Source organism: Ignavibacteriales bacterium (assembly GCA_026390595.1).
Lineage (GTDB): Bacteria > Bacteroidota > Ignavibacteria > UBA10030 > UBA10030 > UBA9647.
This window is the reverse complement of record JAPLFQ010000022.1, coordinates 1-24999: the sequence shown is the minus strand read 5'-3', so window position 1 is coordinate 24999 and position 24999 is coordinate 1. Positions and strand designations below refer to the sequence as shown.

Genomic DNA, 24999 nt, shown 5'->3' with positions numbered 1-24999 from the left:
TACAATTTCTGCTTCTCCACCCACTTCAAGCCTGACGAAGGAGACTTCCGATGTCTAATCGAGCACATAACTTCTATGCGGGCCCAGCAGTTCTTCCGGTATCGGTCCTCGAAGAAACGCGGGATGCTGTTGTGAATTTTGCCAATCTGGGGGTCTCGATTCTCGAGATCAGCCACCGTTCGAAGGAATTCGATGTCGTTATTCAGGACGCAGAAAAGGACGCGCTGGCAATCATGGGACTGAATGCCCAGGACTACGCCGTCATCTTTGTCGGCGGTGGGGCAAGCCTTCAGTTCGCGATGCTGCCGATGAATTTTCTCCATACGAAAGCCGACTATCTTGTAACCGGTGAGTGGGCCACGAAAGCCGCGAAGGAAGCGAAGGCATTTGGAACCGTGAATGAGGCCGCAAGCTCCAAGGACAAGAATTTCAACTATTTACCCAAGAGCTTCAAGTTCTCACCTGATGCTGACTACATGCACATTACGACCAATAATACAATCTACGGAACGGAATGGAAATCAATTCCGGATGTCGGCAGCGTGCCGCTCATCTCTGACATGTCGTCGGATATGTTTGGTATGAAGCGGGAGTGGAGCCGGTACAGCCTCATCTATGCCGGAGCTCAGAAGAACCTCGGTCCGGCAGGCGTCACGATGATTGTCATCAAGCGAGCCTATCTCGAAGCAAAGGCGAAGGAGGAGGTGCCAACGATGCTGAAATACAAGACGCACGTCGATGGCAAGTCTCTCTACAACACTCCGCCAGTCCTGGCTGTATTCGTTCTCGGCAAGACGCTGAAGTGGATCCAGAAGGAGGGAGGACTCGATGCGATCGAAGCCCGCAACCAGAAGAAAGCCGCGATGATCTATGATGTGATCGACGCACATCCTGATTTCTACAAAGGGACCGTGCCCGACAAGTCGGACAGGTCGATCATGAACCTCACTTGGAATCTTCCGACCCCCGAGCTGGAGGACAAGTTTGTGGCAGAAGCGAAAAAGAAACAGATGGTGGGATTGAAAGGGCATCGTTCCGTTGGCGGAATCCGCTCGTCCCAATACAACGCGTGCCCGTTGGAGTCGGTGGAAACGCTGGCGAAGTTCATGGAGGAGTTTTACACGGCGAACAAGTAGGCGGAAGATCGTTTCGAAGCTTTGAGCAGATGTACACAATGAAGGTCGCTTTCAGCCGCAGGCAATCCGGCGGAGGGCGACCTTCAACATTTCTAGAACTCATCTCAAAAACACCAGCCACGTCATTGCGAGGCGCTTCTTGCCGAAGTCCCGCTCTTTGGATCCGCCTCTATGCGGGATCCAGAAAGGCGGACAATCTCTCTTTTGTCTCGACAAACCTTGGTGAGATTGCGTCGCTCGCAATGACTTTGAGGGTTTTTGAGATAGCCTCTAGTGGTGGTGCTCCGCGCCGCCCATGGTTTCGGCTCCCGGCAGCTTTCCGGCGAGCTTGTGGGGGGCATGGATAAGTTGCGGCAGGCATTGAGGGCAAATCCACTGAGCAGCCCCCTTGAATTGCAGCGTAACAAGCGGCACAGATTCTTCAGTCTTGGCGCAGCTAAGACATTGTTTCAGTTCTGCTGACACGATCACTCTCCACTCTATCTATCGAATGTGCTTAGCCAACGGACGCAACACGCGCCGTCTGTAGGTATTCCCCTTGTGCTTCGAATGGGCAAGGGATGACGATTTGCATCAACTCGTTTTCCAGCTCCAGGAGCTGCGCACGCATGATTTCATGATACCGTTCACTTTCCTTCACCAGATGCGGAACGAGCTTCTTATAGTACTCTATTCCTTCCAGCAAGTTCTTCCTGTATTCAGAGAATCGTGCCTGCTCCCTCGCGGAAATCGAATTCAGAGCCTTCTGGATTTCGCTCTTCAGGTGATCGATGTTCAGCCTGATCTCGTTGATGAACATGTTCGGCCGGTTACTCACGGTCATGAGTTGAATGCGGCCGTAGATGTGTCCGACCATTTCCTCGAGCGTCGCGATTCTGGAGAAATAGGCCAGATTTGGACCCGGACATACGGCAACGGGGAGAGGGGTGTCTCCGCACACGCCGTTGTTGTTCAGGGCTGTGGCCGCGAGGTCTTCGCACAGGCAGGTCTTCTCGTGAAGCTTCCCGAGCTTATATTGCAGCTCGTCCGACGGAAGTTCCATATCTTCCAGCTGCTTGATCTTCAACCGCTGATACTGTGACGACGCCGTGCAGATAGGGTCTTTGGTGAACTCCGTGTTGCTGCAGAGGAACTTCTTCTCGCACGGACTGCCGGGCTTTCCCTTTGCGACGCGCTGGTAGAGTTGCTGCTCGCCTGTTGTGTTGCGAATGTTGTTGAACGGAATGCCGAGCGGAGATGAATCGCTGATATAGAAGTCTTCCCTTGTTGCCTGGGCCAGTTGCTGCCTCGTCCTGTCGTCCACATTCGTTGCTTCCGGAACGAGGAGGAAGGGAGATCCCCAGCCCGTGCCATCAACCTGATAGAAGTCACGGAGGAATTCGTCTTCTTTCGTCGTGCCGATTCCTCCTTGAACGGTAACCAGCACCGGCAATGGTTGATCCGGCACATGCACGCCCTTTGACACCAGGGCTGCGGTGTAGAGCTCGTGAAGTTCGTTGATCAGGGTGGTTTTATTAGTCTTGAAAACTTCGAGGATCGGTCCGAGAAGGTCTCCGTCGGACGCAAACGCATGACCGCCGCAATTCAGCCCCGACTCGACGCGGTACTCTGAAACCCAGATTCCCTTCTTCGCCAGGATCTTGCCCTGAATGTAGGCAGACCGGTAATCGCTCACTTTTAATGTGACTCTTTTTCGAAGCTCTCCGTGTTCATCGGGAAGAAAATCGGGGAACTGCGCCATATAATTGAAGAGGCGCGAATTCAATCCGGCGGAGAGAACGACGGACGAGTTGAGGTCGCTCTTCGCAAATCCCCGCAGTGAAGACAGTGCATCGGAAAACTCAGACGGGAGCGGCTGCCCGTTTTTCGGCGGCGCCAGGCGGTCCAGCTTCGTCATGATGTTGACGTCGATCTCGCCGGCGACGATCTTTGAGCGCAGCTCTTGTTCGAGTTGCGCACGTGCAGCAGAGTCGTCCGTGTGCATCAGTCGCTGGTACATCGCTTTCAACGGAGATTGGTCCGCGAGCATTTCGAAGTATTTAACTATTTCGCTTCCTTTTTCGAACGCAGAGGTCCTGAGCGACGCGATTTGATCATGCACGATTCGCTGCAGGAGATTGAGGTACTCGGTAATTCTGCGGGCGCGGTAGTCGTAATCTTTCGTCGTGATGGGGGTGTAAGCCTCACCGCGCTCGGCGGCATGTTGTTTCCGCATATGCTCGATGAGGATGTCGTCGACGATGGATACCACGGAGGATATCCCAAACCGCGCGACTTTGACCGGTGTGTCGATGGAGAACGCCAGCCCCATCACCGGAATGTGAAATGTGTGCACTCTGGTTTCGCTCATATGCGACCTTTGCGAAAAGTGAAAAACCCGACCAGTTGCACCAGGACGTTGCCATCACAGTGCACGTTGATCGTGAACACCCAACTGGTGAAACACAACAGCCAGACGGCTCAGCGGAGATCGAGAGTGGAACAGAGCGCGATGACGAGAACGACTCTGGTGAGGCAGGGGGGTGACAAAGCTACCAGAGCCAGCGACAAGAAAACCAGGCTTCCCTTGCCTGGAACCCGCACAACCGAGCCCGGGTCAGACGTCAACCCAAGGCGCACACTCTGTTTACAAGATATGGAAATCGTTGGCATGACGCAAGCGAAAGCAGGGCCAATAGGTGCGTGGAACGCCCCAAATGCTCCATTTGACAACCAGTGATGCCGGAAGACATCTCAAAAACTGACCTGCCCCGTCAAACTGATCCACGAACCAATGAGGAAGGTTCTTATCGCGGGCTGTCCGAAGAATGCAGTCTGCGCCAGTGTTGTCAGTGAGTTTTAAGATGGGGAAGCAGCCGGCCGAGTTTGCTGTTGAGAGTTGTTCTGGGGATGTTCAGGAGTTTCGCAGCGCCAGTGACGTTGTTCTGACAGGCATCCAGCGCCCATTCCAGCATTTCCTTCTCCTTCTTCGAGATGAACTCATCGAATGAACCGTAGTCACCATAATTCTCCTTCAGCAGCACGCCCCGCTTTTTCTCCGACAAGTCCAGAACAGAAAGATCGATTGTTCCGCTGAACGACAAAGCGATCATCCTTTCAACGATGTTTTCCAGCTCGCGCACATTGCCCGGCCAATCGTGCTCCTTGAGGGCATTGTAGATTTCGTGGGTGAGGAGCATGATCTTGTCTTCGGCCCGGTGTTTTCTGAAGAAATGGTCGACCAGCAGAGGAATATCCTCTTTGCGCTCTCGCAGCGGGGGAATTCTGATGGGGATGATGTTTAATCGATAGAAGAGGTCTTCGCGAAACAATTTCTCCTCAACCCGTTTCTTGAGATGGATTTTTGTGGCGCAAATGATCCGCACATCGATGTTCACGTTTGCGCTCCCGCCGACAGGCATGAGCTCTCTCTCCTGAATCACCCTCAGGAGCTTCACCTGCATGCTCAAAGGAAAATCGTCAACATCGTCGATGAAGATCGTTCCCTTGTTCGCCCGCTCGAAGTACCCGATGTGCTTTCTTATGGCTCCGGTGAAGGCCCCTTTCTCATGCCCGAACAGTTCACTCTCCAGGAGGCTTTCCGGAATGCTCGAACAACTCACGGCCACGAAGCTCCCATCGCGCCGTGGACTCGCTTTGTGCAGCGCACGCGCCACCAGTTCTTTTCCTGTTCCGCTTTCCCCCTCGATCAGTACCGTGGAATCGTTGTGGGCGATTTGAAGGATTGTTTCCTTGAGCTTATGAATGATCAGCGAATTGCCGATGATCGTCTTGTCTTCGAGGATCTCAATCCGGTTCTTCAGTTCTGCGTTCTCGTTGAGCGCCGATTGGAGCAGCGTGATGTTCCGCAGGATAGACAACAGCTTCTCCGGAGAGAAGGGTTTTGTCAGGTAGTCGAATGCGCCGAGCTTCAACGACGAGATGGCAGTCTCGACGCTCGCGTACGCGGTGATAAGGATTACCTTGCATCGGGGATCCAGCGACAGTACGGTCTGCAGCACTTCCATGCCGCCGAGCTTGGGCAATCGCAGATCGGTGATCACAACTTCAGGCAGCACCGATTTGTAGGTGGCGAGTCCTTCTTCGCCGTCCTCAGCGGAATAGACTTCATATCCTTCCCGTTTGAGGATGTCGCTCAGCGAAATGCGGGTGATCTTCTCATCTTCAATGATCAGTAATTTCATCAGCGTCAGCCCGTGGTAGTGTAATCGTAAATGATGTTCCGTTTCCCTCATTGCTCCGGACCTCGATCGTCCCTCCGTGAGATTCGATGATTCCCATGCATACGGAAAGCCCCAATCCGGTCCCGGTGCCAACTTCTTTCGTTGTGAAAAATGGATCGAAAATCCTTTTCAGGTCGTTCTGACTGATACCGCAGCCGTTGTCGCTGATTCGCATGAAAACCGACGAATTGCCCTTGTTGCCGGTGGCCATCTGAATGACGCCGCCGTTTCCCACCGCATCGTAACTGTTGAGCAGGAGGTTCATGACAACTTCCTGAAAGAGATGATGATCGATCCTGACGGAGCCGATATCCCCGGAGAGCTCCAGCGTGGTTTCGATGTTCTTCTCCTTCAGCCGAAGGTCAAAGAGGTTCGCAACGGTCGCGATGGAGTCGTTGATGTTGATGACGTGGTCGGATGTTGATTGTTGACGTGCGAAGCCAAGGAGCTTTTTTACCACCGTTTCGATGCTGGCAATCCCCTCGCTGATCAATCCGAGGTATTCGCGGGTTTGCGGGATATCTGCGGGATTCTGCTGAATCGCATACAGGCACGCCCGGATGCCGTTGAGAGGGTTGTTTACCTGGTGGGCCACCCCCGATGCGAGCCTTCCGATCGATGCCAGCTTTTCGGCCTGGTAAATCTGTCGCTGCGCCTGTTCGAGTTCCTTCTTCGAGACGTCAAGTCTGTCCATCATCAATCTGAAATGATGGTAGAGAAAGCCGATCTCGTCGTTCTGGCTGGGCAAGGAGATGTCGACATCGGAAACGAAATCGATCTTGTCGATCTCCCTGACGATCGTTTCCAGCGAAGAGGTCATTCGGTCGATGGAAAAGAACAGGATGATGAGGACGATGGAGGTAATGAGGACGGTCGCGGACAACAGAAGCAGGAAGATGCTCTGGATTTCATCCCGTATGGGCTGAGCATCAAACCCGATTGTGGCGGTGCCCCAGTGCTTGCCGGAAAACATGAAGGGGAGGTTGACTTCCAGTACCCATCCGAACTGAGGGTCGCGGCGGATTGTGACACGCTCGTCGGGTTGTGGAGTGAGCTCGTGATCGGTGCTCCGATCCGGACGACCGTTCTCATGGCGGATTGTCTGAAGAATCGATGCACCGTTCCGGTCGAAGAGGGCCACATACTGCACAGTCTTCAGGCTGTTGATAAAATTGTCGACATACGTGTCGAGGATATTCTCCTTCTGAACGACGCTCTTTTCTTCGAAAATCATGGCGTCGATCACCGTGACCGAAAATGTCTTCGAAATCGAGATCGCATTGTCGGTTTCCTTCTGTATGATGAGCTCCCGCCATTTCAGCAGCAGCACAGAGGAAATGAGCAGCATCAGCAGCACGACAACGGAGCCGATGAGCAGGAGTATCCTTGTTTTCAAGCTTGACCGCAATGTGAACATCATGCTTTCGGTTACCTTCCGAGATTCCGGATGATATCGTAATCGTGATCCGACGCTTCCACAAATCCATAAACGAATTCGATATCCCAACCCTTCGTAACGGTCGACCGTTCCGGATGCGTCTGATCGATCGCCAGCAGAGTCTTCTTGATTGCCAGTATGACGTCTTTCGGGTAATCTGCCGCGACGACAATGGGTGAAGTCGGCACAGGGTCGGAATATAGCAGCACGCGAAGGGACTTGTTGATCAATCGCTTGACGAGGTACTCGCGGGTAACGCCGACATCATACACATTCTTCATCACGTTGTGGATGACGCTCTGGTGATGAGGGAAGTTCCGTATTTCGGCGAGATCCCGCTCCCTGATGGCATGCTTTGGCAGTTCATTTCTGACGAGCCAGATGCTTGAGAATGATTCCCTGGAAGGGAGGGCAAGCCGTTTTCCTTTCAGGTCATTGATGCTGTAGATCTTGCTCGTGATCCCGGTGATGACAACGGAGCGCGAAAACGGTTCGGAGTTTTCATTGAGCGGCTTCAGGATCGGAATGATTCCATAGTCCTGGTGAGCCTTGACGTAGACATAGGAACCAAGGAATGCCGCGGCAACCTCTTTCCGCACCAGCATCTGGACCGCCTGATTGTAGTCATCACTCAGTTTCAATTCAAATCTGTACTGGGTTTTCGATGTCAAATAATCCAGGATGGGCTGATAGCCACGGTAGATGATATTCGGCGGATACCGCGAGATCACTCCCAGGTACACAACGGGCTTTAAAAGAGCAATGGAGTCAACGGGGGAGTGATTGGAAACGATGATACGTTCGCGCCCGATGTCGAGCGAGTACTGGTAGAAGGCGACCGTGAACGCCACGGCGAGAAAGAGAATGATGGCGAGACTGCCAATGAGCTTTTTCTTTGACATCTGATTCAGAGAGTATTTGGAGATCATGTGCTCTCAGAGTATAAAGAAACGTTCCAGAGTCCGGCTGGTCCTCATAGACGAAATTCGAGCCTCTCGAACGCAGGTGTCTTCTGCCGGCGACGAATTTTCGTCAGGTTGACCATGGGTCGTCAATTCAATATAGCTTTTTTTCAGAAAGGTTGTTTTTTCTCTAGAAATAGAGGCGAATCTCAGAGGCTTTCTGGCATATAGATTGACCTCAATACTTACTCTTACCAACAAAACCAAGGAGATCCTATGCAAGAAATTATTCCACGTTGGGAATGGCGGACGTTCACAAATGACCTGGGAAAAGCTGAAGAGAACATAAGGAAGTTCCCGGAGGGAAAGAGCCGGGAAAGCTCAGAGGTCTACATTCTGTCCGAAGTGAGCATGGACAACACAAAGGTCCGTGACAATCTGATGGATATCAAGACGCTCCAGCAGGTGAACGAAGACAGGCTTGAATTGTGGCTTCCGATCATGAAGGGGACCTTTCCCCTCCCGGTCGCTGAGATCGAAAAGGTGTTCAAATGTTTCAAAGTCGCTCTGCCCAAGTTTAATCGGTCGGAATACACGTTCGAGCAATATGTTGATGAAGTGATCAAGCCGTCGAAGTTGCTGAAAGCGGTCAACGTTGTGAAGAAGAGAACCGGCTTCACCATCAACAACTGCATTGTGGAGATCGCGGAAGTAAAGGTCGAAGATAAGTGGATCAAGACCGCTGCTGTGGAAATGGAAGATCCGGCTCTGGTCATCAAGACCGTCCGTGAACTTGGCCTGGATGCATTCCCCAACATCAACTATCTGCGGGGCCTCAAGAACCTCGTCGGAATGAAATAAGGAGAACGGACATGGGAAAAGAGATCGAGCGGAAGTTTCTGGTGAAGGGCGACTTCAAACCCTTTATCAGTAAACAGACTCGCATCGTGCAGGGATATCTTTCGTCCGTTCCCGAGCGCACCGTTCGGGTTCGCATCAAGGGTGACAAGGGGTACATCACGATCAAGGGTATCGGTAACGCCTCCGGCGCCAGCCGCTTCGAGTGGGAAAAGGAACTCCCGGTCAATGAGATCGACGACCTGCTGAAGATCTGCGAGCCGGGCGTCATCGACAAAACCAGGTATCTCGTCAAGGCCGTCGCGCATACGTTCGAGGTGGACGAGTTTCACGGAGACAATCAGGGACTCGTGCTTGCCGAAATCGAACTGGGATCGGAGACCGAGGCGTTTGAGAAACCCGCTTGGCTGGGGGAAGAGGTCACCGGCGATACGCGCTACTACAACTCTATGCTGATGAAGAATCCCTTCACCCGCTGGTGACAGGTTCCCTTCTCCATTGCTGCCTCGATACATTCAAACGGAGAATTCCATGACGATACACGATCCCCTCGATATGAATCAGTACCGTATCGAGCGGCTCCCGAAACGTGAAAAAGGGACGATCGAGAAATGGCTTGCCCTCTCAGGCCCCTTCCTCGCTTTGGCCGCCTTTGTTCTTTTTGCTTTTGTCATCAAGCTTCCGTTCCTGCAGTCCATCGGGTCTTCCGATGTCGTCACCTCGACGGCGAAAGAAGCCTTTCAGAAAATCGGCGCGGGACAGTTCATCCGAAACAATGAATTCATGCTTGCAATCTTCGCCGCATCGATCATCCTCTGGATGACGGAGGCGATCCCGAATTACCTGACATCGCTCATAGTGATCATCAGCCTGGTTCTGACCGGCGTTCTCTCAGAAAAGACAGCGTATGCGCAGCTTGGTCATCCGGTCATGTGGTTGAACATCATGTCGTTCGTCCTCGCAAGCATGCTTGTTGCGACCGGGCTGGCAAAACGGTTCGCCCTGTGGCTGATACTTCGCTTCGGGAAGAGTGCCAGCACCATCTTTATGAGTTTCATCGTCATCAATCTGATCCTGTCGGCGTTTATTTCAGCGACAACTGCAAAAGCTGCCATTCTGTTACCGATCTTCATGGTGATTGCCGCCATCTATGGTGCGGAAGGGGGGAAGAACCGGAATAACTTCGGCAGAAGCGTTGTTCTGCAGAATCTCTTCTGCATCAATATCGGAGCTGCCGGGTTCATGACCGGATCGGGCGCGAACCTGCTCGGCGCCGGTTTGATCGGCGGCGCACTCAGTTCGAGCCTGTTTTTCGCCGACTGGATGGAAGCGATGCTGCCGGTGGTGATCTGCCTGATGTTGATCGGCTATCTCGTTGCGATGAAGATCTTTTTCCCCCTTGCCCCCGGCGAGCGTTTGCCGCAGATAGAAGGTGGTATGGATCGGCTCAGAGAGGAATACAACAAACTCGGGCGTATTAGCAGGGCGGAAATAAAAGCTACTGTGTTGTTCTTGACAATCCTGGGGTTCTGGGCCACGGACAGTCTGCACGGCATCAGCCCAACGGCTGTGGCGTTCGTTGGGGCAATCATCGCCCTGATTCCCCGGTACGGCATTGTTCAGTGGAACGAGGTGGATGTCCCGTGGCATCTCATGCTTTTTTCTGCAGGGGCCTATACGCTCGGTGCGGGCCTGGACGCTACCGATTTACCCGCCATCAGCGTGAACGCCTTCTTTGATCATCTCGGCATCGGCACGGCAACCCCTTTCTGGATTTTGTATCTCATGCTGACCGGCGTGATGGTTTTCAGCGCTCTGCTGTTCCAGTCCAAAACGATGCGCGCGATGATCTTCATCCCGATTGCCATAGGCGTTGCGAATAGATTCGGGTTTCCCGTCATCAGTCTTGCGCTCCCGGTCGCTTTCATGATCGAGCATGTGTATGTTCTCCCCTTCAACAGCAAGCCTGCGGCGTTGTTGTATGAAACCGATCACTACAGTCTCGCTGATACGTTCAAGTTCGGCATGACCATGATGGTGATCGCCTGGGTGCTGAACATTGTCGCCGGTGAAACGTGGTTCAGATTTCTCGGCATCACTCCGAACGGCGTGTTTGGATTATTCTGACGCAGAGACCCGTCACCGGTGTTCTCTGCTGTCCTCTGTAGCATGTTTCTTACTTTGGCGAGGTTCGCATGTCCGTGCTATTCAAGAAAACCAAAGAACTGGAATCGCAGATCGATGAGTACCTCGATTCCGTCATCAAAGGCGGGCTGATCTTCAAGATCGGGATCAAGTGCTACCTCGAAGGCCAGACCGCGGAATTCGAGAACCATCTCGCCGAGCTCCGGAAGATCGAAGAGCGCGCTGATGATCTGCGAAGGAATATCGAGATCAAGCTCTACACGAGAACGCTCATCCCTGAAGCCCGGGGCGATGTCCTCGGATTGCTGGAGAGCTGCGATAAGGTGCTCAATATTACCACAGAGACATTGCTCGAATTCTCCGTCGAGATACCGGACATTGCCAGGGGGCTCAAGCAGGACTTCATAGAATTGGCAGACAGCTCGATCTCGTGTCTTGAAAACACGGTCAGCGGCGTTCGATCGTACTTCAAGAACATCGACGCAGTGCGCGATTATGTTACCAAGGTCCAGTTCTATAGGAAGGAAACCAACGGAATCGCAGAGCGCATCAAGAGGACGGTCTTCCGTTCGAAAAAAGACTACAGCTACAAGATCCATATCAGGTATTTCACATTTCATATAGAACGGATTGCCGAGCAATCCGAAGATGTGTGCGACAGATTGTCGATCGCGATCATAAAGAGGTTTGAATAGCAGTGGATATCACCATCTGGTTTTTTATCACAAGCGGTCTTTTTCTCGGCTGGTCGCTCGGTGCGAACCACGCCGTCAATGTATTCGGAACGGCCGTGGTTTCAAAGATGGTTCGTTTCCGGGTGGCTGCTGTGATCGCGGGGATCTTCGTCATTCTTGGCGCCGTATTCAGCGGTGCAGGAACGACGCGTACGTTGACAGATCTCGGGTCCATCAACGCGCTGGCAGGAAGTTTCGCTGTTGCCCTGGCGGTGGGGATTGCTGTCACCGCGATGACAAAAGCTCAGCTGCCGGTATCGACATCGCAGGCGGTCATCGGTGCCATCATCGGTTGGAACCTCTTCACGGGCTCTCCCACCGATCAAAACTCGCTTTCGAAGGTTTTGTTCAGCTGGGTCGCCTCGCCGATTATCGCCGCTCTGTTTGGATTCGTTCTTTTCAAATTCGTTAAACGGATGCTGCGCAAGCTGAACATCCACCTCCTCGAGCTCGATAAGTACACGCGTATTGGATTAATCGTCGTCGGCGCTTTGGCTTCCTACTCGCTCGGTGCGAACAACATCGGCAATGTTATGGGGATGTTCGCCTCAGCCCCCCTGTTCGGGGATCTCAAAGTCGGAGGCCTCTTCGCAGTCAGTGGAGCACAGCAGCTCTTCTTTCTGGGCGGACTGGCAATTGCGGTTGGCATCTACAGTTACGGCGAAAGGGTGATGAACACCGTTGGGAAGGATCTCTATAAGATATCACCTCTCACGGGTCTTGTCGTGGTCTTTGCCGAGTTCCTCGTGCTCATGCTCTTTACGTCCGAGACCTTGGAGACGTTTCTCATCTCGCTCAGGCTTCCGTCGTTTCCCCTCGTCCCGTTGTCGACGACACAGGCATTCATCGGTGCTGTTATCGGCGTGGGCCTGGCAAAAGACCCGCTCTCGATCAACTTCAAAGTTCTGGGAAAAATCGGCATCGGATGGATCGTGGCGCCTGTCGGCGCGGGGATCATCACATTTTTCTCGCTTTTTTTCATTCAGAATGTGTTCGAGCAAAATGTCATTTACCCTGTGCCGTACGAAGTCACAGGGTCGGTGATTGAGCGGCTGCGGACGTCGGGAATCCCGACGAGCACCATCGAAGACCTGGTTGGCCGGCGGTTTGACAACAAGAAAGTCTTCAAAAATGAACTGATGAGCCGGACACCGTTTTCCAGCGAACAGGTTTTTGATATTTTCCAGTACTCCCTCGTTGACAGCATACGAGTGGATACGTCTCTCGTTCTGAAACGATTTGATGCGGGACGACTGACCGAGGAGCAGTACCAATCTCTTCGGCTCAACCATGGCGCCACATTCGGGCACAAGATCGACTTCGAGCGATTGGTGTTCGACAGTCAGGCCGCGTGGTCGCCGACCGGGAACAAACTCGTTGACAAACAAATAACCGACAAGAAAGCTGCACTGACAAGATTGTTCACGATTGAAAAAACAGGCAAAACCAAATAGTCATGTACTGCGGTGGACGATTCGCAAGTCCTGTAATCAAATAACAACACCTGAGGGTGGAAAGGAGCAAGAACAATGAATCAATGGAAGAATCAATTAGCGTTGGTCATCATGCTGACGCTTGCGGGCATCGGCATGGTTGCTGCGCAGGATGGCCGAATCCCGGGGCAGGAAGCCACGAGAGTCCCCCTTGGCGTCGAGGCGCGCCAGGGCAAACTCGTTTTCGAATCCAAAGATACCACGTTTCAATGGTGGTTTGATTCCCGAATCCAGGTGGACGGAGCAAAGTACTTCGAGAATAAGAATGAGATGAGCGACGGAACGATCTTGCGCCGCGTCACTTTCGCGATGAAGACCATTCTCTGGAAAGACTGGCAAGCCGAGATCGATTTCGACATTTCGGAAGCCGTGCTTGATATGCGGGACGCTTTCGTGATGTATAGTTTCCCGACTTTCAATCTCTCGCTGAAGGCCGGCAATTTCAAGGAACCGTTCGGGATGGAAGAATTGAACAGTTCTCGCCTGGTGACCTTCATGGAACGCTCTGCCGTTTCGAATGCGCTTGCCCTGGGGCGGCGTGTTGGAATCAGCGCACAGTATTATACCGACTATGGGCAGGCGACGATTGGAGTCTTCGGCCATGAGGCCGGCACCAAGATCGACAAGGGAACGCGTGATGAAGGCTATTCGACAAATGCCCGCGTGACCTTCGCGCCGATCAACAGGCATGGCTCAAACCTCCACTTTGGCACCGCGGCAGCCTTTAAAACTCCGGATGCAGTTCCCGATCTGGCCGCCAACACCATCGAGATAAAGGCGAGAACAGAAACGGATGTCTTCGATCCCAAGCTGTTGCACACGGGGGATATTGGGGATGTCAACTACTTCAACCGTATCAGCGGCGAATTGCTTGCGATCCAGGGCCCGCTCTATCTGCAGGCGGAATACCTCGGAACAAGAGTGATCCGTTGGTACGGCAAACCTGCCGTGCGTCTTGGTGGGGCCTATGCGATGCTATCCTGGATGGTCACGGGAGAAACGAGGCAGTACTTTGTCGATGAAGGTGAGATAGGTCCGATCGACGCTCCGATCCATTCATGGGGTGCGTTGGAGCTGGCCGCCCGCTACAGCATCTGCGATCTGAACGATCAGGAGGCAGGGATCCATGGCGGGAAGTCCAATATCCTCATGCTCGGGATCAACTACTACCCAAATCCGAACATCAAGCTGATGCTCAATTACGGCATGGTAAACCTTGATCAATACGCAACGAGCAAGGGGAAGTTTGTAGGGGACGACGATCATTCGTTCCTTCAAGTCAGAATTCAAGCATCATTATAAGGCCTGAGGTGAAATCATGAAAAACTACCTGATTCTTATTTTCCTCTTTACTTCGCTCGTGTTCGTTTCTTGTTCCAGACCCGAACCAGTAGTAGCTCCCATTGTGGTCGAACCGACTGTTATCAAGATCAACGAGATTTACAGCCGGGGCGTCACGACAGATCCTGACTGGATTGAGATCTATAATGCGTCGTCGTTCCCGGTCACGCTGGCCGGGTACAAGATTTACGACACTGGCGGCCAAACCGGCTCGAAGCCGAAGATGTCGATCCCTGCAGGTGTCACGATACCTGCAAAAGGATACTATGTCATTGTCACTGACATAGTGACTACGATCGACCCAAGTGGTTTTGGCTTGTCGAGCGCGGGCGAAGAAGTGTGGTTGGAAGACGCGTCGGGCAAGGTGATCGACGATGTTGTATTTCCGGCCATGGATGTGACGCAGACGTACAGCAGAGTCCCAGACGGTGGCACATGGGTGCTCACATCCAGCATGACCAAAGGCACAGCAAACAAGTAGCAGTCAAAGAGTGAGAAACGGCCGGAGACGGTATGTCCGGCGAACGATGCAACACGGAGATGCAAAAGTGAAGAAACAACTCGTCATGGTTTTTCTGGCTCTTCTGTCATGGACATGTACAAGACAGGAACCAGGTGGAGGCATTATCTCTCCGGCCGTCACCTCTCTCGTGCAGGTTGCCGTCTACAACATCGAAGTTCCCGAGCCGTCCGGTCTTGTGTATAACAGCAAGAACAATACGCTGATGACCGTTTCAGACGGGAACTCGACGGTATATGAGATCGATTTCACCGGGCGTATTCTGAAGTCGCTCGTTGTTCCAAGTTCTGACATGGAAGGCATTACACTTTCTTCCAATTGCGATACGATGTACATAGCGGAAGAAACGAACCAAATCATAACGAAATATCTGATCAACGGGACAAAGTTGTCGTCATTCCCGGTCAACGTCGCAACTGTTCTCAAACACGGCCCGGAAGGAGTGACTGTTGACAAGAACAACCACGTGTTCGTGCTGAATGAAAAATTCCCAACAATGATACTGGAATACAACCAGGGCAAAGAGGTCTGGAGGAAGGAAATCAACTTCACACTGGACTGCTCTGACATCTTTTACGAGTCTTCGACGGATTGTTTCTGGATTGTCAGCGACGAATCGATGAGGGTGATCAAGATGTCGAGAAGCGGTGACCTATTGGGTTCGTGGTCTGTCCCCTTCACCAAAGGCGAAGGTTTGGCGATCGTTCAGAACAAGATCTATATCGTCAATGACGCGGAAAACAAGATGTATGTATTTGACAAACCGATATGATAATGCGTTCGCGGTTTATCACTGCTGGCTGGCGACACATCAGCTTTCTATCAAGGGAGGTACACAATGAAATATATCAGCATGCTTTTTGTAGTGTTGGTCGTGGTGCTCGTGGTGACCGAAGTTGGTCATGCCCAGGCATCGGTCGTGAAGATGAACGAGATTTACTCCAGGGGAGTAACGGGAGATCCTGACTGGATCGAACTCTACAACAATTCGCTTGTCGCCGTGAATATCGGCGGTTACAAGATCTATGACGTTGGCGGACAGGGTGGTACAAAGCCCAAGATGACATTCGCGGCCGGGACAACGATCCCCGCCACCGGTTATCTCGTCGTCGTCACCGACATCGCAACGACGATCGATCCGAGCGGATTCGGCCTCTCGAGCGCAGGTGAAACGGCATGGCTTGAGAATGCTACCGGAGCAATTATCGACAGCATTTCCTTCACTGCGATGGACACGGTCCAATCGTACAGCCGGTATCCGGACGCGGGAGCCTGGAAGCTTGTGAATACACGCACGCGTGGGACCTCAAACGTGTTGTTGAAGATGAATGAGATCTACTCAAGGGGAGTGACAACCGACCCTGATTGGATCGAGATCTATAACACGTCGACGGTTCCGGTAAAGCTGAACGGCTACAAGATCTATGACGTCGGCGGACAGGGAGGAACCAAGCCTAAGATGGTGCTGCCCACGGGGACGACAATACCCGCGAAAGGGTTCCTGGTTGTCGTAACCGATATTCCGACGACGACAGATCCCAGTGGATTCGGTCTCTCCAGTGGGGGGGAAACGGTTTGGCTGGAAGACTCAGCCGGAGCGATCATTGACACGGTCACCTTCGCAGCGATGGATACCGTGCAATCGTACAGCAGGGTTCCGGATGGCGGTCCATGGAAGCTCGCGAATGCGCGCACCCGCGGCAAATCGAATGGTACGGCCACGGCAGTTGAAGAATCCAAATCAATTCCATCATCATTCGGGCTTGAGCAGAACTATCCGAATCCGTTCAATCCGACAACAGCTATTAGCTATCAGCTAATAGCTAACAGCTTCGTGACGCTCAGGGTATTTGACATTCTCGGAAGAGAGGTTGCAATGCTTGTAAACGCCACGCTCTCCGCTGGAAACCGTACCGTGCAATGGGATGCTTCCTCGCAACCGAGCGGTGTCTATATGTATCGCCTGGAAGTGAACGGCGCATCGCAGACAAAGAAGATGGTTCTCACGAAATAAGCAGCTGATTCATGGATGTGCAATTCAGAGCCCCGACACGATGTGCCGGGGCTTTTTTATGGGTCAATGAATTGGGGTCGGGAAGACGGAACTCCATCATTGCTGGTGGGGTATGTTGCCTTCTTCATGTGAGTCAGGTCGTCTCCCCTTCCGCCAGTGCACACCACGTACGCGGGAAAATGGTGTTGAACTGTAGATAGATCGGAGCTTCTTGAAGAAAAATTGCTAGATTTGTTGAGAGCAGATGCGGTTTGATCTTCTGGCAGAAGAATTGTTGATTTGTGCTCAAGCCGTGCTCAGATACCAACATCGAGCTATCAGCCATCGAACTGTACTATCACATACGGAATTGGCTTGCAGGAACGTACTCCCTCCGCATCCTTGAAGACTTCTTCGAACTGTGGTGGAAGATGCTTCCCTATATCATCATCAGTATCGGATTGAATGTCGCAGGCGCGCGTTATGTGCGTACCAAGAAGCTGTCGATTCCAAATTCCAACGAATTCCTTTCGATCGTCATTGCAGCCATGGTCGGGCTTGTCTCTCCGCTGCCGACGTACGCGGCCGTGCCGATCGGCCTTTCCCTTATGGCAACGGGTCTTCCGTTCAGCGCGGTGATGGCATTCATCCTTTCTTCTCCGCTGATGAATCCGACGATCTTCTTCCTGACAGCGACGCAGATAAGCTTAAGCATGGCCATCGCACGGACCGTCGCCGCTTTCCTTCTTGCTGTCGGGGGAGGATTTCTGACCTCGAAAGTGTTCACACGATTGTATCAGGAGCAGCCTGGCATAGTCGCATTGCGGGGATCTGCAGAGAAGACGCTGGCACAGGATATTGTGGGCAATTCGAAGTACATGTTGAAATATTTCTCCATCGCCCTCCTGCTGAGTTCGGCAGTCCGTGCCTTGGTTCCGCCGGAAACAATTGCAAGCCTTCTGGGAGGGGACGGAAAAGTCAGCACACTGATTGCGATCGGCATGGGAGTCCCTTTCTATACTTGCGGGGGTTCAGCAATTCCATTCATGGAAACACTGATGGAAATGGGGATGCAGAAGGGGCCCATGCTTGCCTTCTTCATCGCAGGTCCGGCCACAAAACTCGAGACCCTGTATGCGTACCGATCACAGCTGGGCATCAGAGTCCTCGTTTTTTATCTGGCACTTACGCTTGTCTTCTCGTATGTTGCTGGTGTAGTGTATTCTTTTCTCTAGCGAAAGAAGACGAAATGAAACTCCCCCGTATCCGGAATACCAAACTCTCTCGTTTCATCAAGCTCGCTGCATACGCCGGTGTGATGTCCGGATTCATCCTGTGGGATCTCACCCAGGCTCACAGCAAGCTCGCCATGGTGTATTCTTCCTTCTTCCCGGATTCGGACACAAAGGCGGCTGCGGCGCTCCCGGCGACCGTCTCGATCGTGCAATCCAATGATCCTGCGCTCGGACAGGATACGTGCGGCCTGACCTCTGAAGCAATTACGTACACCACGATTTCAAAAATGGTCCGACGCGCTGTGGATCTTGCCGGCGGATTCCGGAACGTCATCAAGAGCGGCGATACGGTGCTGATCAAACCGAATCTTGTTCAGCAGGATTCCAGCGGCAGCGGCGGCATCACTGACGTGCGTGTGGTGAAGGCGCTGGTCTTCCTGGTCGACGAAATTGACCATGGCAAGATCAAAGTTATTGTGGGGGAAGGATCTCCGAGGCCGTTCACGACATTCGAGAAAGCAAGCGGCACGACGGCCGCTGCCTGGAAGCAGCTCTTCGATGTCCCTGGATACCAGGGTCTCAAAACGGAAGCCCTCGCTGCAGGAATCGATTTTCGGCTTTCGAATCTCAACGGTAACTCTGATACCGATCCCTGGTCGGAACTTGACAATGTGGCGGTACCCGGGGGCGGACAGGCGCAGCCGCAAGGCGGGAAGTACTTCGTTCATCGGGATGTCACTCATGCGAGTGTCTACATCTCGGTGCCGGTCATGAAAATTCATAAAGATGTTCGTTACACGGGCGCACTCAAGAATCAGATCGGATTGGCGGCGAGTTCGCGCTACGGATTCAACAAAATGAGCGGTGTATCACAGGACGGCAAAACTCACAAATTGCTTCACATGAGCGAAATGTCTTCGACCTGGCATAACTGGCAGGACAAGGAGATCGTCGATTTGGCATCGATTGCCCGGATCAGATTTTCGGTGGTCGACGCCATTACCTGTCTCGATTCGACAAAGTCCCCGAACTATAATAGATCCGACAGTTCGAACCTGAAAATCTCCCATCGCGTCAAAATGAACACGATCATCGCCGGAGCTGATCCTGTCGCAGTCGATAATGTCTGCTGCCGGGTCATGGGTCTGAATCCGGACGACATTGATCATATCACACTGGCGGAACGTGTCGGCCTCGGCACGAATAATCCCGTCAATATTACGGTTGTGGGTTCAACCATCGAACAAGCCAAGAGACTCTTCAGATATCCACAGCCATTCGGGACCACGAACTCTTCTTCGTTCGGTCAAAGCAACAGAACATGGCTGCTGACCGGTTTCTTTCCTGCCAGCGGGGTTAGCAATCCGATGAGCCAGGAGTTCATTCCGAACGAATCTTCTGTTGCGCCTGCCGCGGGTGCAGGCGGATGGAGTCAGCCCGTTTACTTCATCGATGATCAAATCCTCCTGAGCGACTATTACTCAACACTCGGTTCTCAGGCAGCCGTCAGCTACGCCTTCAGCTATTTCACGGCTCCGTCCGCGCAGCAGGCTGAATTATGGGTTGGGTCGGATGAGCCATTGAAGATCTACCTCAACGGCGTTGTCGTGTACAACTACACAGGAACAAGAACGTTTGCAGGGAACGAGTTCTACAAAGAGATCGTCACGATCAACGTCCAGCAGGGGATGAACAGGCTCCTTGTGAAATCATATCAAAGCACAGGGAAATATACCTTCAGCCTGAACATCTGCGAAGTCCAGGCAAACACGCTCTACAAAGGGAATCGGATCCCTGGATTGAAATTCACCACCGCCGGAACAGCAACAGCGGTTCACGCCACCGGAGAATCTGTTCCCACTTCGTTTGCCCTCCACGACTGTTTTCCGAATCCCTTCAATCCGGCAACAACCATCAGCTATGAGCTGCCGGCAAAGGGCCGCGTGACGCTGAGAGTGTACGATCTCCAGGGGCGCGCGGTAACGAATCTTGTAGAAGCCGAACAATCTGCCGGCTATCATTCACTTACCTGGAATGCCTCGGATCTCTCCAGCGGCGTTTATTTCGCACGATTGACGGCCGGAGGTTTTGTTCAGACGCGCAGGATGCTGTTGATGAAATGACCCGACGTGTTCTGTCGGGATCTGATCTATCGGTGTGGACAAGAACGAGTTAGCGTTGTTAGCTAACTCGTTTGTCGTTTTGAGCCTGCCCGCCGCCGGAGATTCCTTTTGGCATGCGGGAACCCCACCTTCCCTTCATCACCGACAGAAGTTGTATCCTCCAATCCGCCTTTCGGCGACTCATTCCGCGGTTCATCGGAAAGACTACAACTCCGGTGTTTCGTTGTCGTAACTTTGAGTGGTCATTCATCCATCGAGGAAAGAGAACTATGACGCGCCACGTCATGTCGTATGCGATACAGAAAAAGGTCTGCCAAGTCATTCTTCTTCTTGTCTGGTTGTCTTGTCTCGCCCCGGGACAGTCACGTGACAAGGCGATCGTCGCCGGGAGGGTGGAGAACGAAAGCGGTGAGCCCATGGAATTTGCCAATGTGCTGATCGTCGGGACACTTGAAGGAGATGTCACCGGGCCGAAGGGTCAATTCACGTTTCGCACATCGCACGTTGGCTCTCAGGTTGTGCGAGCATCAATGGTCGGCATGGAAGCGGCGACAATGAATATCAGAATTGCGCCGGGAGATTCCCTCTACGTTAAGTTAGTTCTGCGGGAGTCGGCCGTGAGCCTCAATGAAGTCCTCGTAACGGCCAGCGCATATTCAACCGGCGACGAGGCGAAGGCGATCACGCTCCGGTCTCTTGACGTCGTCACGACGCCGGGGGCCGCTGCCGACATCTTCCGGACGGTGCAGACATTTCCCGGAGTGGTGTCGGTGGACGAAGGTTCCGGCCTTTTTGTTCGGGGAGGCGATGTCAGCGAGACGGTGATCCTTCTGGACCAGGCAACGCTTGTCCATCCATACAAATACGAAAGCCCGACGGGGGGGGTCTTTGGTGTCATCTCTCCCTTCCTGGTCGGCGGGACCTTCTTTTCGTCCGGAGGGTTCTCGGCGAAGTACGGCAACGCGCTTTCCGGCGTGCTCTCGATGGAGAGCCTGAACCTTCCTGCCAGGCAGGGTTTTGACGTCGGTGTAGGTCTTGCAGCCATCTCGCTGGGCGTGAATGTCCCCATTATTCAGGACAAGCTCGGTATCCGGTTCTCGGGCAATCAAAGCACGACGGATCTGATGTTTCGCGTGAACGGAGTCCGCAATCAGTTTGCGGATCCTCCGAATGGGAAGGACGGAAATCTCAGCGTGATCTACAAATACTCATCCACCGGTCAGGTCAAGTTCTTCAACTACGTGATGGACGATCGGATCGGTGTTCGAATCGACGAGCCATCATTTGCAGGAGAATATCGCTCTCAAGAGACGGGCTGGTTCCACAACCTCCAATGGTCTGATTTCGTCGGGAGCTGGCTCCTCAAAACAAGCATTTCGCAGAACCGTTTCAGCGATGATCGGCACCTGGGGAACCTGAACCTCAGTTCTTCCGATGTCACCTACAAGGTCCGTGCTGACGCCGAGCGCATGATAGGCGAAAGCGTTCGGATCTCGACCGGGGGTGAAATTGAGCGTCTCGAAAACGTGTTCTCCGGCACGTCTCCGAAGAACAACAACGTCCTCGATCCGAGCGCTGACGTTTATCAGTTCGACGAACGATATGCAGCGAAGCGATCGGGGATCTACGGGGAGATGGAGATGCATCTGATTCGTCGCGTGGTTGGAAGCATCGGTCTCCGAACTGACTATCACAATTTGTCTGCGCAGGCTGTCGTCGACCCACGAGCGTCGTTGCGATACGATTTCTCTCCTGGTTCGAATGTGCGCGTGAGCTGGGGGATCTATCACCAGTTTCCTGCGCCGGTCCAATTCAACCCGGAAAGCGGCAATCCTGCGTTGAAAGCTCAGAGCTCACAACACTTGATTGTGGGACTAGAGCACTCGAACGATTTGCTGATCGTGCGGCTGGAAGCATACTATAAGGTCTATTCTCATCTCGTTGTGCCGAGCAAGACAGCGTATTTTGTGAATGACGGAGATGGTGCGGCGCGTGGAATCGATTTCTTCTTCAAGTACGGATCCTTTCTGCAAACGCCGGTCAACGGCTGGATTTCGTACAGCTACCTTCACTCCAACCGTCTTCAGGCACGCGACGAACTTGAGCGCTATGTGTACGAGGATGCCCCCTCCCCCTACGATATCACTCATAACCTGACGATTGTCGCGAAAGGCCAGATCTCGATTGTGAGTGGAGGAATCACGTTTCGATATGCTACGGGGAGACCCACCACGCCGATCGTCGGAGCGGTGTTACAACCGCAGGGAGACTACTACTTGCCGGTAGATGGACCGGTGAGTTCAGAACGTATGCCGGATTTTGTCCGTCTCGATGCGACCCTGAGCTATTACACGACGTTCGGTACTTCGAACTCAGCCGTCTTCTATTTTGCAGTCTCCAACCTGCTCGATCGGGCAAACCCGGTGCTCTACGAGTACTCCAAGGACTATTCCGTTCGGCGGCTTCGAACAACCGACTTTAGGAAGTCAATTTACTTTGGCGTTGCCGTTTCCATCGGGGCCCTTGGCGCTGGTATATAAAGCGGAAACCACACTATTCGAAAGGAGTAACAATGCGCGCGACAACTACAGCAGTTCTGACAATTATTCTCTGCAAAATGCTCCTTGCGCAGACAAACGAACCTGGCGGAGCGGAGAGAATTTCGCAGGCCAAAGCCATTATCCAAAGGGGGGTCAATACAGCAAATCAGGATTTGTTTGCGACCGCAGAAAACCTTCTGAGTCATGCTCAACATGACAGTCGTTTCAGCGCTCTCGGGAATTACTATCTTGGGTACGTGGCGTACCGGCGAGCGGTCGTTCTGCAGCAAGTAGACAAAGAGAGGGCAGTTGCGTATCTTGACACAGCCGTCTCCCGGCTGGAGGAAGCGATCTCCAGGGACAAGACATTCGCAGAAGCGTATGCGCTCCTTTCCAGTTGTTATGGGTTGAAAATCTCCTTTTCGCCGATCAAAGGAATCATCCTTGGTCCTCAATCCAGTGCTGCACTCAAGAAGGCGAAGGAACTTGCGCCGATGAATCCGCGTGTTGCGCTGGTTTCGGCTATCAGCACCTACAACACCCCCGCTTTGTTTGGTGGCGGCAAGGACAAAGGATTGGGGGAACTGAAGTGGGGAGTGGAGCTCTTCGATCAGTGGAGGATTGTCGATTCACTCCAACCGGATTGGGGGAAGGACGAAGTCTGGGTGTGGATTGGTATCGCGCACATGGACAGGAAAGAGACGATTCAAGCGAAGCGCGCGTTCGACAGAGCGCTGGAAATCAACCCGGAAAACGGCTGGGTAAAACACGACCTGCTGCCCAAGCTCGCGGCTCAGGCCGAAGCAAAATGACCGTGCCGAAGATATCGATCTCGAAACACACAAAAACTCTTCACCACTTGACTACTCAACCACGATGAAACCACGAATCACTCCCCGCGGCGTTGGTCTCTCTGCTCTGGCCTGGACTGTCTTTGCTTTTCTGGGGACGATCCCCTTGGCGACGGGGAGTTCGATTTCTTTCGGTCTTGCGCTCGTGAGCGAGTTCTCACAGAACTTCTTCCTGGCTGCACTGAGCGTGATCCCATGGCTCGTGGTCATCCGGTGGATGGACGGAAAGAAGTGGGTTTGGGTCATATCCGCCCATGCTCTGCTGGCCCCGATCTATGCGATCACGGCGTTCACTGTCTACGCGGAATACTTGAACCTGATTGCTCCGAATGGATCGCGATATATTACCCCGTTCTCTCAGTGGATCATCTTTTCGTATACCACGGTCTACCTCCTCCAGTTTGCGATTTACCATGGGATTCAAATAATGGCACGGCTGAGACAGAAGGAACAGGAGGCGCTTGTATTGGCAGTCCTGGCCAAGGAACAGGAGCTCTCGGCGCTCAAATCCCAGATTAATCCTCATTTCCTTTTCAACACCCTCAACAGCATCAGTGCTGTAGCGTCCCGGGACGCCGAGGAGACGAGGACGATGATAGCCGAACTGGGCGATCTTTTCCGCTATGCAACCGAGATTTCGAAGAGGGATGTTGTGTCGTTGCAGGAGGAGCTTGGGTTCACGCGGTCCTATCTGAGTCTCGAGTCGAAGAGACTCGGCGATCGTCTACAGATCGAGTACAACGTTGCACCCGAAGCCCTGCACCATCGGGTCCCTCCGCTGATATTTCAGCCCCTCGTAGAAAACGCAATCAAGCACGGCATCGAGCCGAGCGAGACAGGGGGAAAGGTCTCGATTGTCGTTGAGGTGCACGGTTCACGCCTCATGATTCGGATCGTGGACACCGGAGTAGGCGCCCGGCCCAACGAGGGCGGCCGCACGGATGGCATCGGACTGCGCAACACCGACCTTCGGCTGCGGACCATATATGGTGAACGCTCAGCCCTCCAAACAAAGACGGCAGAAGCGGAAGGATTCGAAGTGGCGTTTTCCATTCCGATTGATCCTGAGGTCCACTGATGCTAAAAGCAGTCATCGTCGATGATGAAGGACTTGCCCGCCAGCTCATCAATGAGTACTTGCAGGAATACCCGCAAATCAGCGTCATCGCAGAGTGCAGATCGGGTCGGCAAGCCATCAAGGCCATCAACGAAGGAAAGCCGGACGTGGTTTTCCTGGACATTCGAATGCCGGGGATGGATGGATTCGAGGTCATCGAACATCTTGATCATGCACCCCGGATTGTCTTCTGCACGGCACACAGCGACTTTGCACTGAAAGCGTTTGAGGTAAATGCCGTCGACTATCTTCTGAAACCGTACGATCGGAAGCGAGTCGCCAGACCGATACAAAAACTCCGGGAGGTCCAGCGCTCCGAGACGGATGAATTTGATCGCCTTGTAAAGGTG

General features: G+C 53.0%; 21 protein-coding genes. 16 read left to right on the top strand and 5 right to left on the bottom strand.

Annotation, left to right across the window (positions count from 1 at the left end; translation table 11 throughout):
• Positions 1-50: 50 nt before the first annotated feature.
• On the top strand, positions 51-1136 hold the full coding sequence (gene serC / locus NTU47_11505; protein ID MCX6134429.1) for a 3-phosphoserine/phosphohydroxythreonine transaminase: 1086 nt from the start codon (positions 51-53) through the stop codon (positions 1134-1136).
• A 270-nt stretch (positions 1137-1406) separates the two neighbouring features.
• Here the strand turns inward: serC and NTU47_11500 are convergent, their stop codons facing one another.
• The 5 genes from NTU47_11500 to NTU47_11480 form a co-directional block, all read right to left on the bottom strand.
• Positions 1407-1550, bottom strand: coding sequence for a hypothetical protein (locus NTU47_11500; protein MCX6134428.1), 144 nt, complete (start codon positions 1548-1550; stop codon positions 1407-1409).
• An 82-nt stretch (positions 1551-1632) separates the two neighbouring features.
• Entirely contained in the window at positions 1633-3486 is a 1854-nt protein-coding gene (locus NTU47_11495; GenBank protein ID MCX6134427.1) for a hypothetical protein, read from the bottom strand.
• Positions 3487-3964: 478 nt separating this feature from the next.
• Positions 3965-5320 (bottom strand): sigma-54 dependent transcriptional regulator, encoded by a 1356-nt coding sequence (locus NTU47_11490; GenBank protein ID MCX6134426.1) that lies wholly within the window; start codon positions 5318-5320, stop codon positions 3965-3967.
• Positions 5301-6779 (bottom strand): ATP-binding protein, encoded by a 1479-nt coding sequence (locus NTU47_11485; GenBank protein MCX6134425.1) that lies wholly within the window; start codon positions 6777-6779, stop codon positions 5301-5303. The genes NTU47_11490 and NTU47_11485 overlap by 20 nt, the downstream gene beginning before the upstream one ends.
• Before the next feature lie 8 nt (positions 6780-6787).
• Positions 6788-7726: a PhnD/SsuA/transferrin family substrate-binding protein gene (locus NTU47_11480; GenBank protein ID MCX6134424.1), complete on the bottom strand. Its 939-nt coding sequence runs from the start codon at positions 7724-7726 to the stop codon at positions 6788-6790.
• Positions 7727-7975: 249 nt separating this feature from the next.
• Between NTU47_11480 and NTU47_11475 the strand changes: the two genes are divergently transcribed.
• The 15 genes from NTU47_11475 to NTU47_11405 all read left to right on the top strand — a co-directional run.
• Positions 7976-8560, top strand: coding sequence for a hypothetical protein (locus NTU47_11475; GenBank protein MCX6134423.1), 585 nt, complete (start codon positions 7976-7978; stop codon positions 8558-8560).
• Positions 8561-8571: 11 nt separating this feature from the next.
• Positions 8572-9039, top strand: coding sequence for a CYTH domain-containing protein (locus NTU47_11470; protein ID MCX6134422.1), 468 nt, complete (start codon positions 8572-8574; stop codon positions 9037-9039).
• Between the two features lie 49 nt (positions 9040-9088).
• Entirely contained in the window at positions 9089-10684 is a 1596-nt protein-coding gene (locus NTU47_11465) for a DASS family sodium-coupled anion symporter (protein ID MCX6134421.1), read from the top strand.
• Between the two features lie 68 nt (positions 10685-10752).
• Complete coding sequence (locus NTU47_11460; protein ID MCX6134420.1) at positions 10753-11397, top strand: DUF47 family protein; 645 nt, start codon at positions 10753-10755, stop codon at positions 11395-11397.
• Positions 11398-11399: 2 nt separating this feature from the next.
• The gene (locus NTU47_11455) at positions 11400-12890 is read left to right on the top strand and encodes an inorganic phosphate transporter (protein MCX6134419.1); all 1491 of its coding nucleotides are present in this window, start codon (positions 11400-11402) and stop codon (positions 12888-12890) included.
• 75 nt (positions 12891-12965) lie between these two features.
• A complete protein-coding gene (locus NTU47_11450; GenBank protein MCX6134418.1) occupies positions 12966-14231 on the top strand; it encodes a porin in 1266 nt (421 codons plus the stop codon).
• A gap of 16 nt (positions 14232-14247) precedes the next feature.
• On the top strand, positions 14248-14751 hold the full coding sequence (locus NTU47_11445; GenBank protein MCX6134417.1) for a lamin tail domain-containing protein: 504 nt from the start codon (positions 14248-14250) through the stop codon (positions 14749-14751).
• Positions 14752-14818: 67 nt separating this feature from the next.
• Positions 14819-15562, top strand: coding sequence for an SdiA-regulated domain-containing protein (locus NTU47_11440; GenBank protein MCX6134416.1), 744 nt, complete (start codon positions 14819-14821; stop codon positions 15560-15562).
• A 66-nt stretch (positions 15563-15628) separates the two neighbouring features.
• The gene (locus NTU47_11435) at positions 15629-16804 is read left to right on the top strand and encodes a lamin tail domain-containing protein (GenBank protein MCX6134415.1); all 1176 of its coding nucleotides are present in this window, start codon (positions 15629-15631) and stop codon (positions 16802-16804) included.
• Positions 16805-17085: 281 nt separating this feature from the next.
• On the top strand, positions 17086-18018 hold the full coding sequence (locus tag NTU47_11430; protein ID MCX6134414.1) for a permease: 933 nt from the start codon (positions 17086-17088) through the stop codon (positions 18016-18018).
• A gap of 14 nt (positions 18019-18032) precedes the next feature.
• The gene (locus NTU47_11425; GenBank protein ID MCX6134413.1) at positions 18033-20141 is read left to right on the top strand and encodes a DUF362 domain-containing protein; all 2109 of its coding nucleotides are present in this window, start codon (positions 18033-18035) and stop codon (positions 20139-20141) included.
• A gap of 269 nt (positions 20142-20410) precedes the next feature.
• Positions 20411-22681, top strand: coding sequence for a TonB-dependent receptor (locus NTU47_11420; protein ID MCX6134412.1), 2271 nt, complete (start codon positions 20411-20413; stop codon positions 22679-22681).
• A gap of 32 nt (positions 22682-22713) precedes the next feature.
• The gene (locus tag NTU47_11415; GenBank protein MCX6134411.1) at positions 22714-23493 is read left to right on the top strand and encodes a tetratricopeptide repeat protein; all 780 of its coding nucleotides are present in this window, start codon (positions 22714-22716) and stop codon (positions 23491-23493) included.
• A gap of 64 nt (positions 23494-23557) precedes the next feature.
• The gene (locus NTU47_11410; protein ID MCX6134410.1) at positions 23558-24610 is read left to right on the top strand and encodes a histidine kinase; all 1053 of its coding nucleotides are present in this window, start codon (positions 23558-23560) and stop codon (positions 24608-24610) included.
• Positions 24610-24999 (top strand): response regulator (locus NTU47_11405; GenBank protein MCX6134409.1); only part of this gene is annotated, 390 nt, incomplete at its 3' end. The genes NTU47_11410 and NTU47_11405, both read left to right, overlap by 1 nt.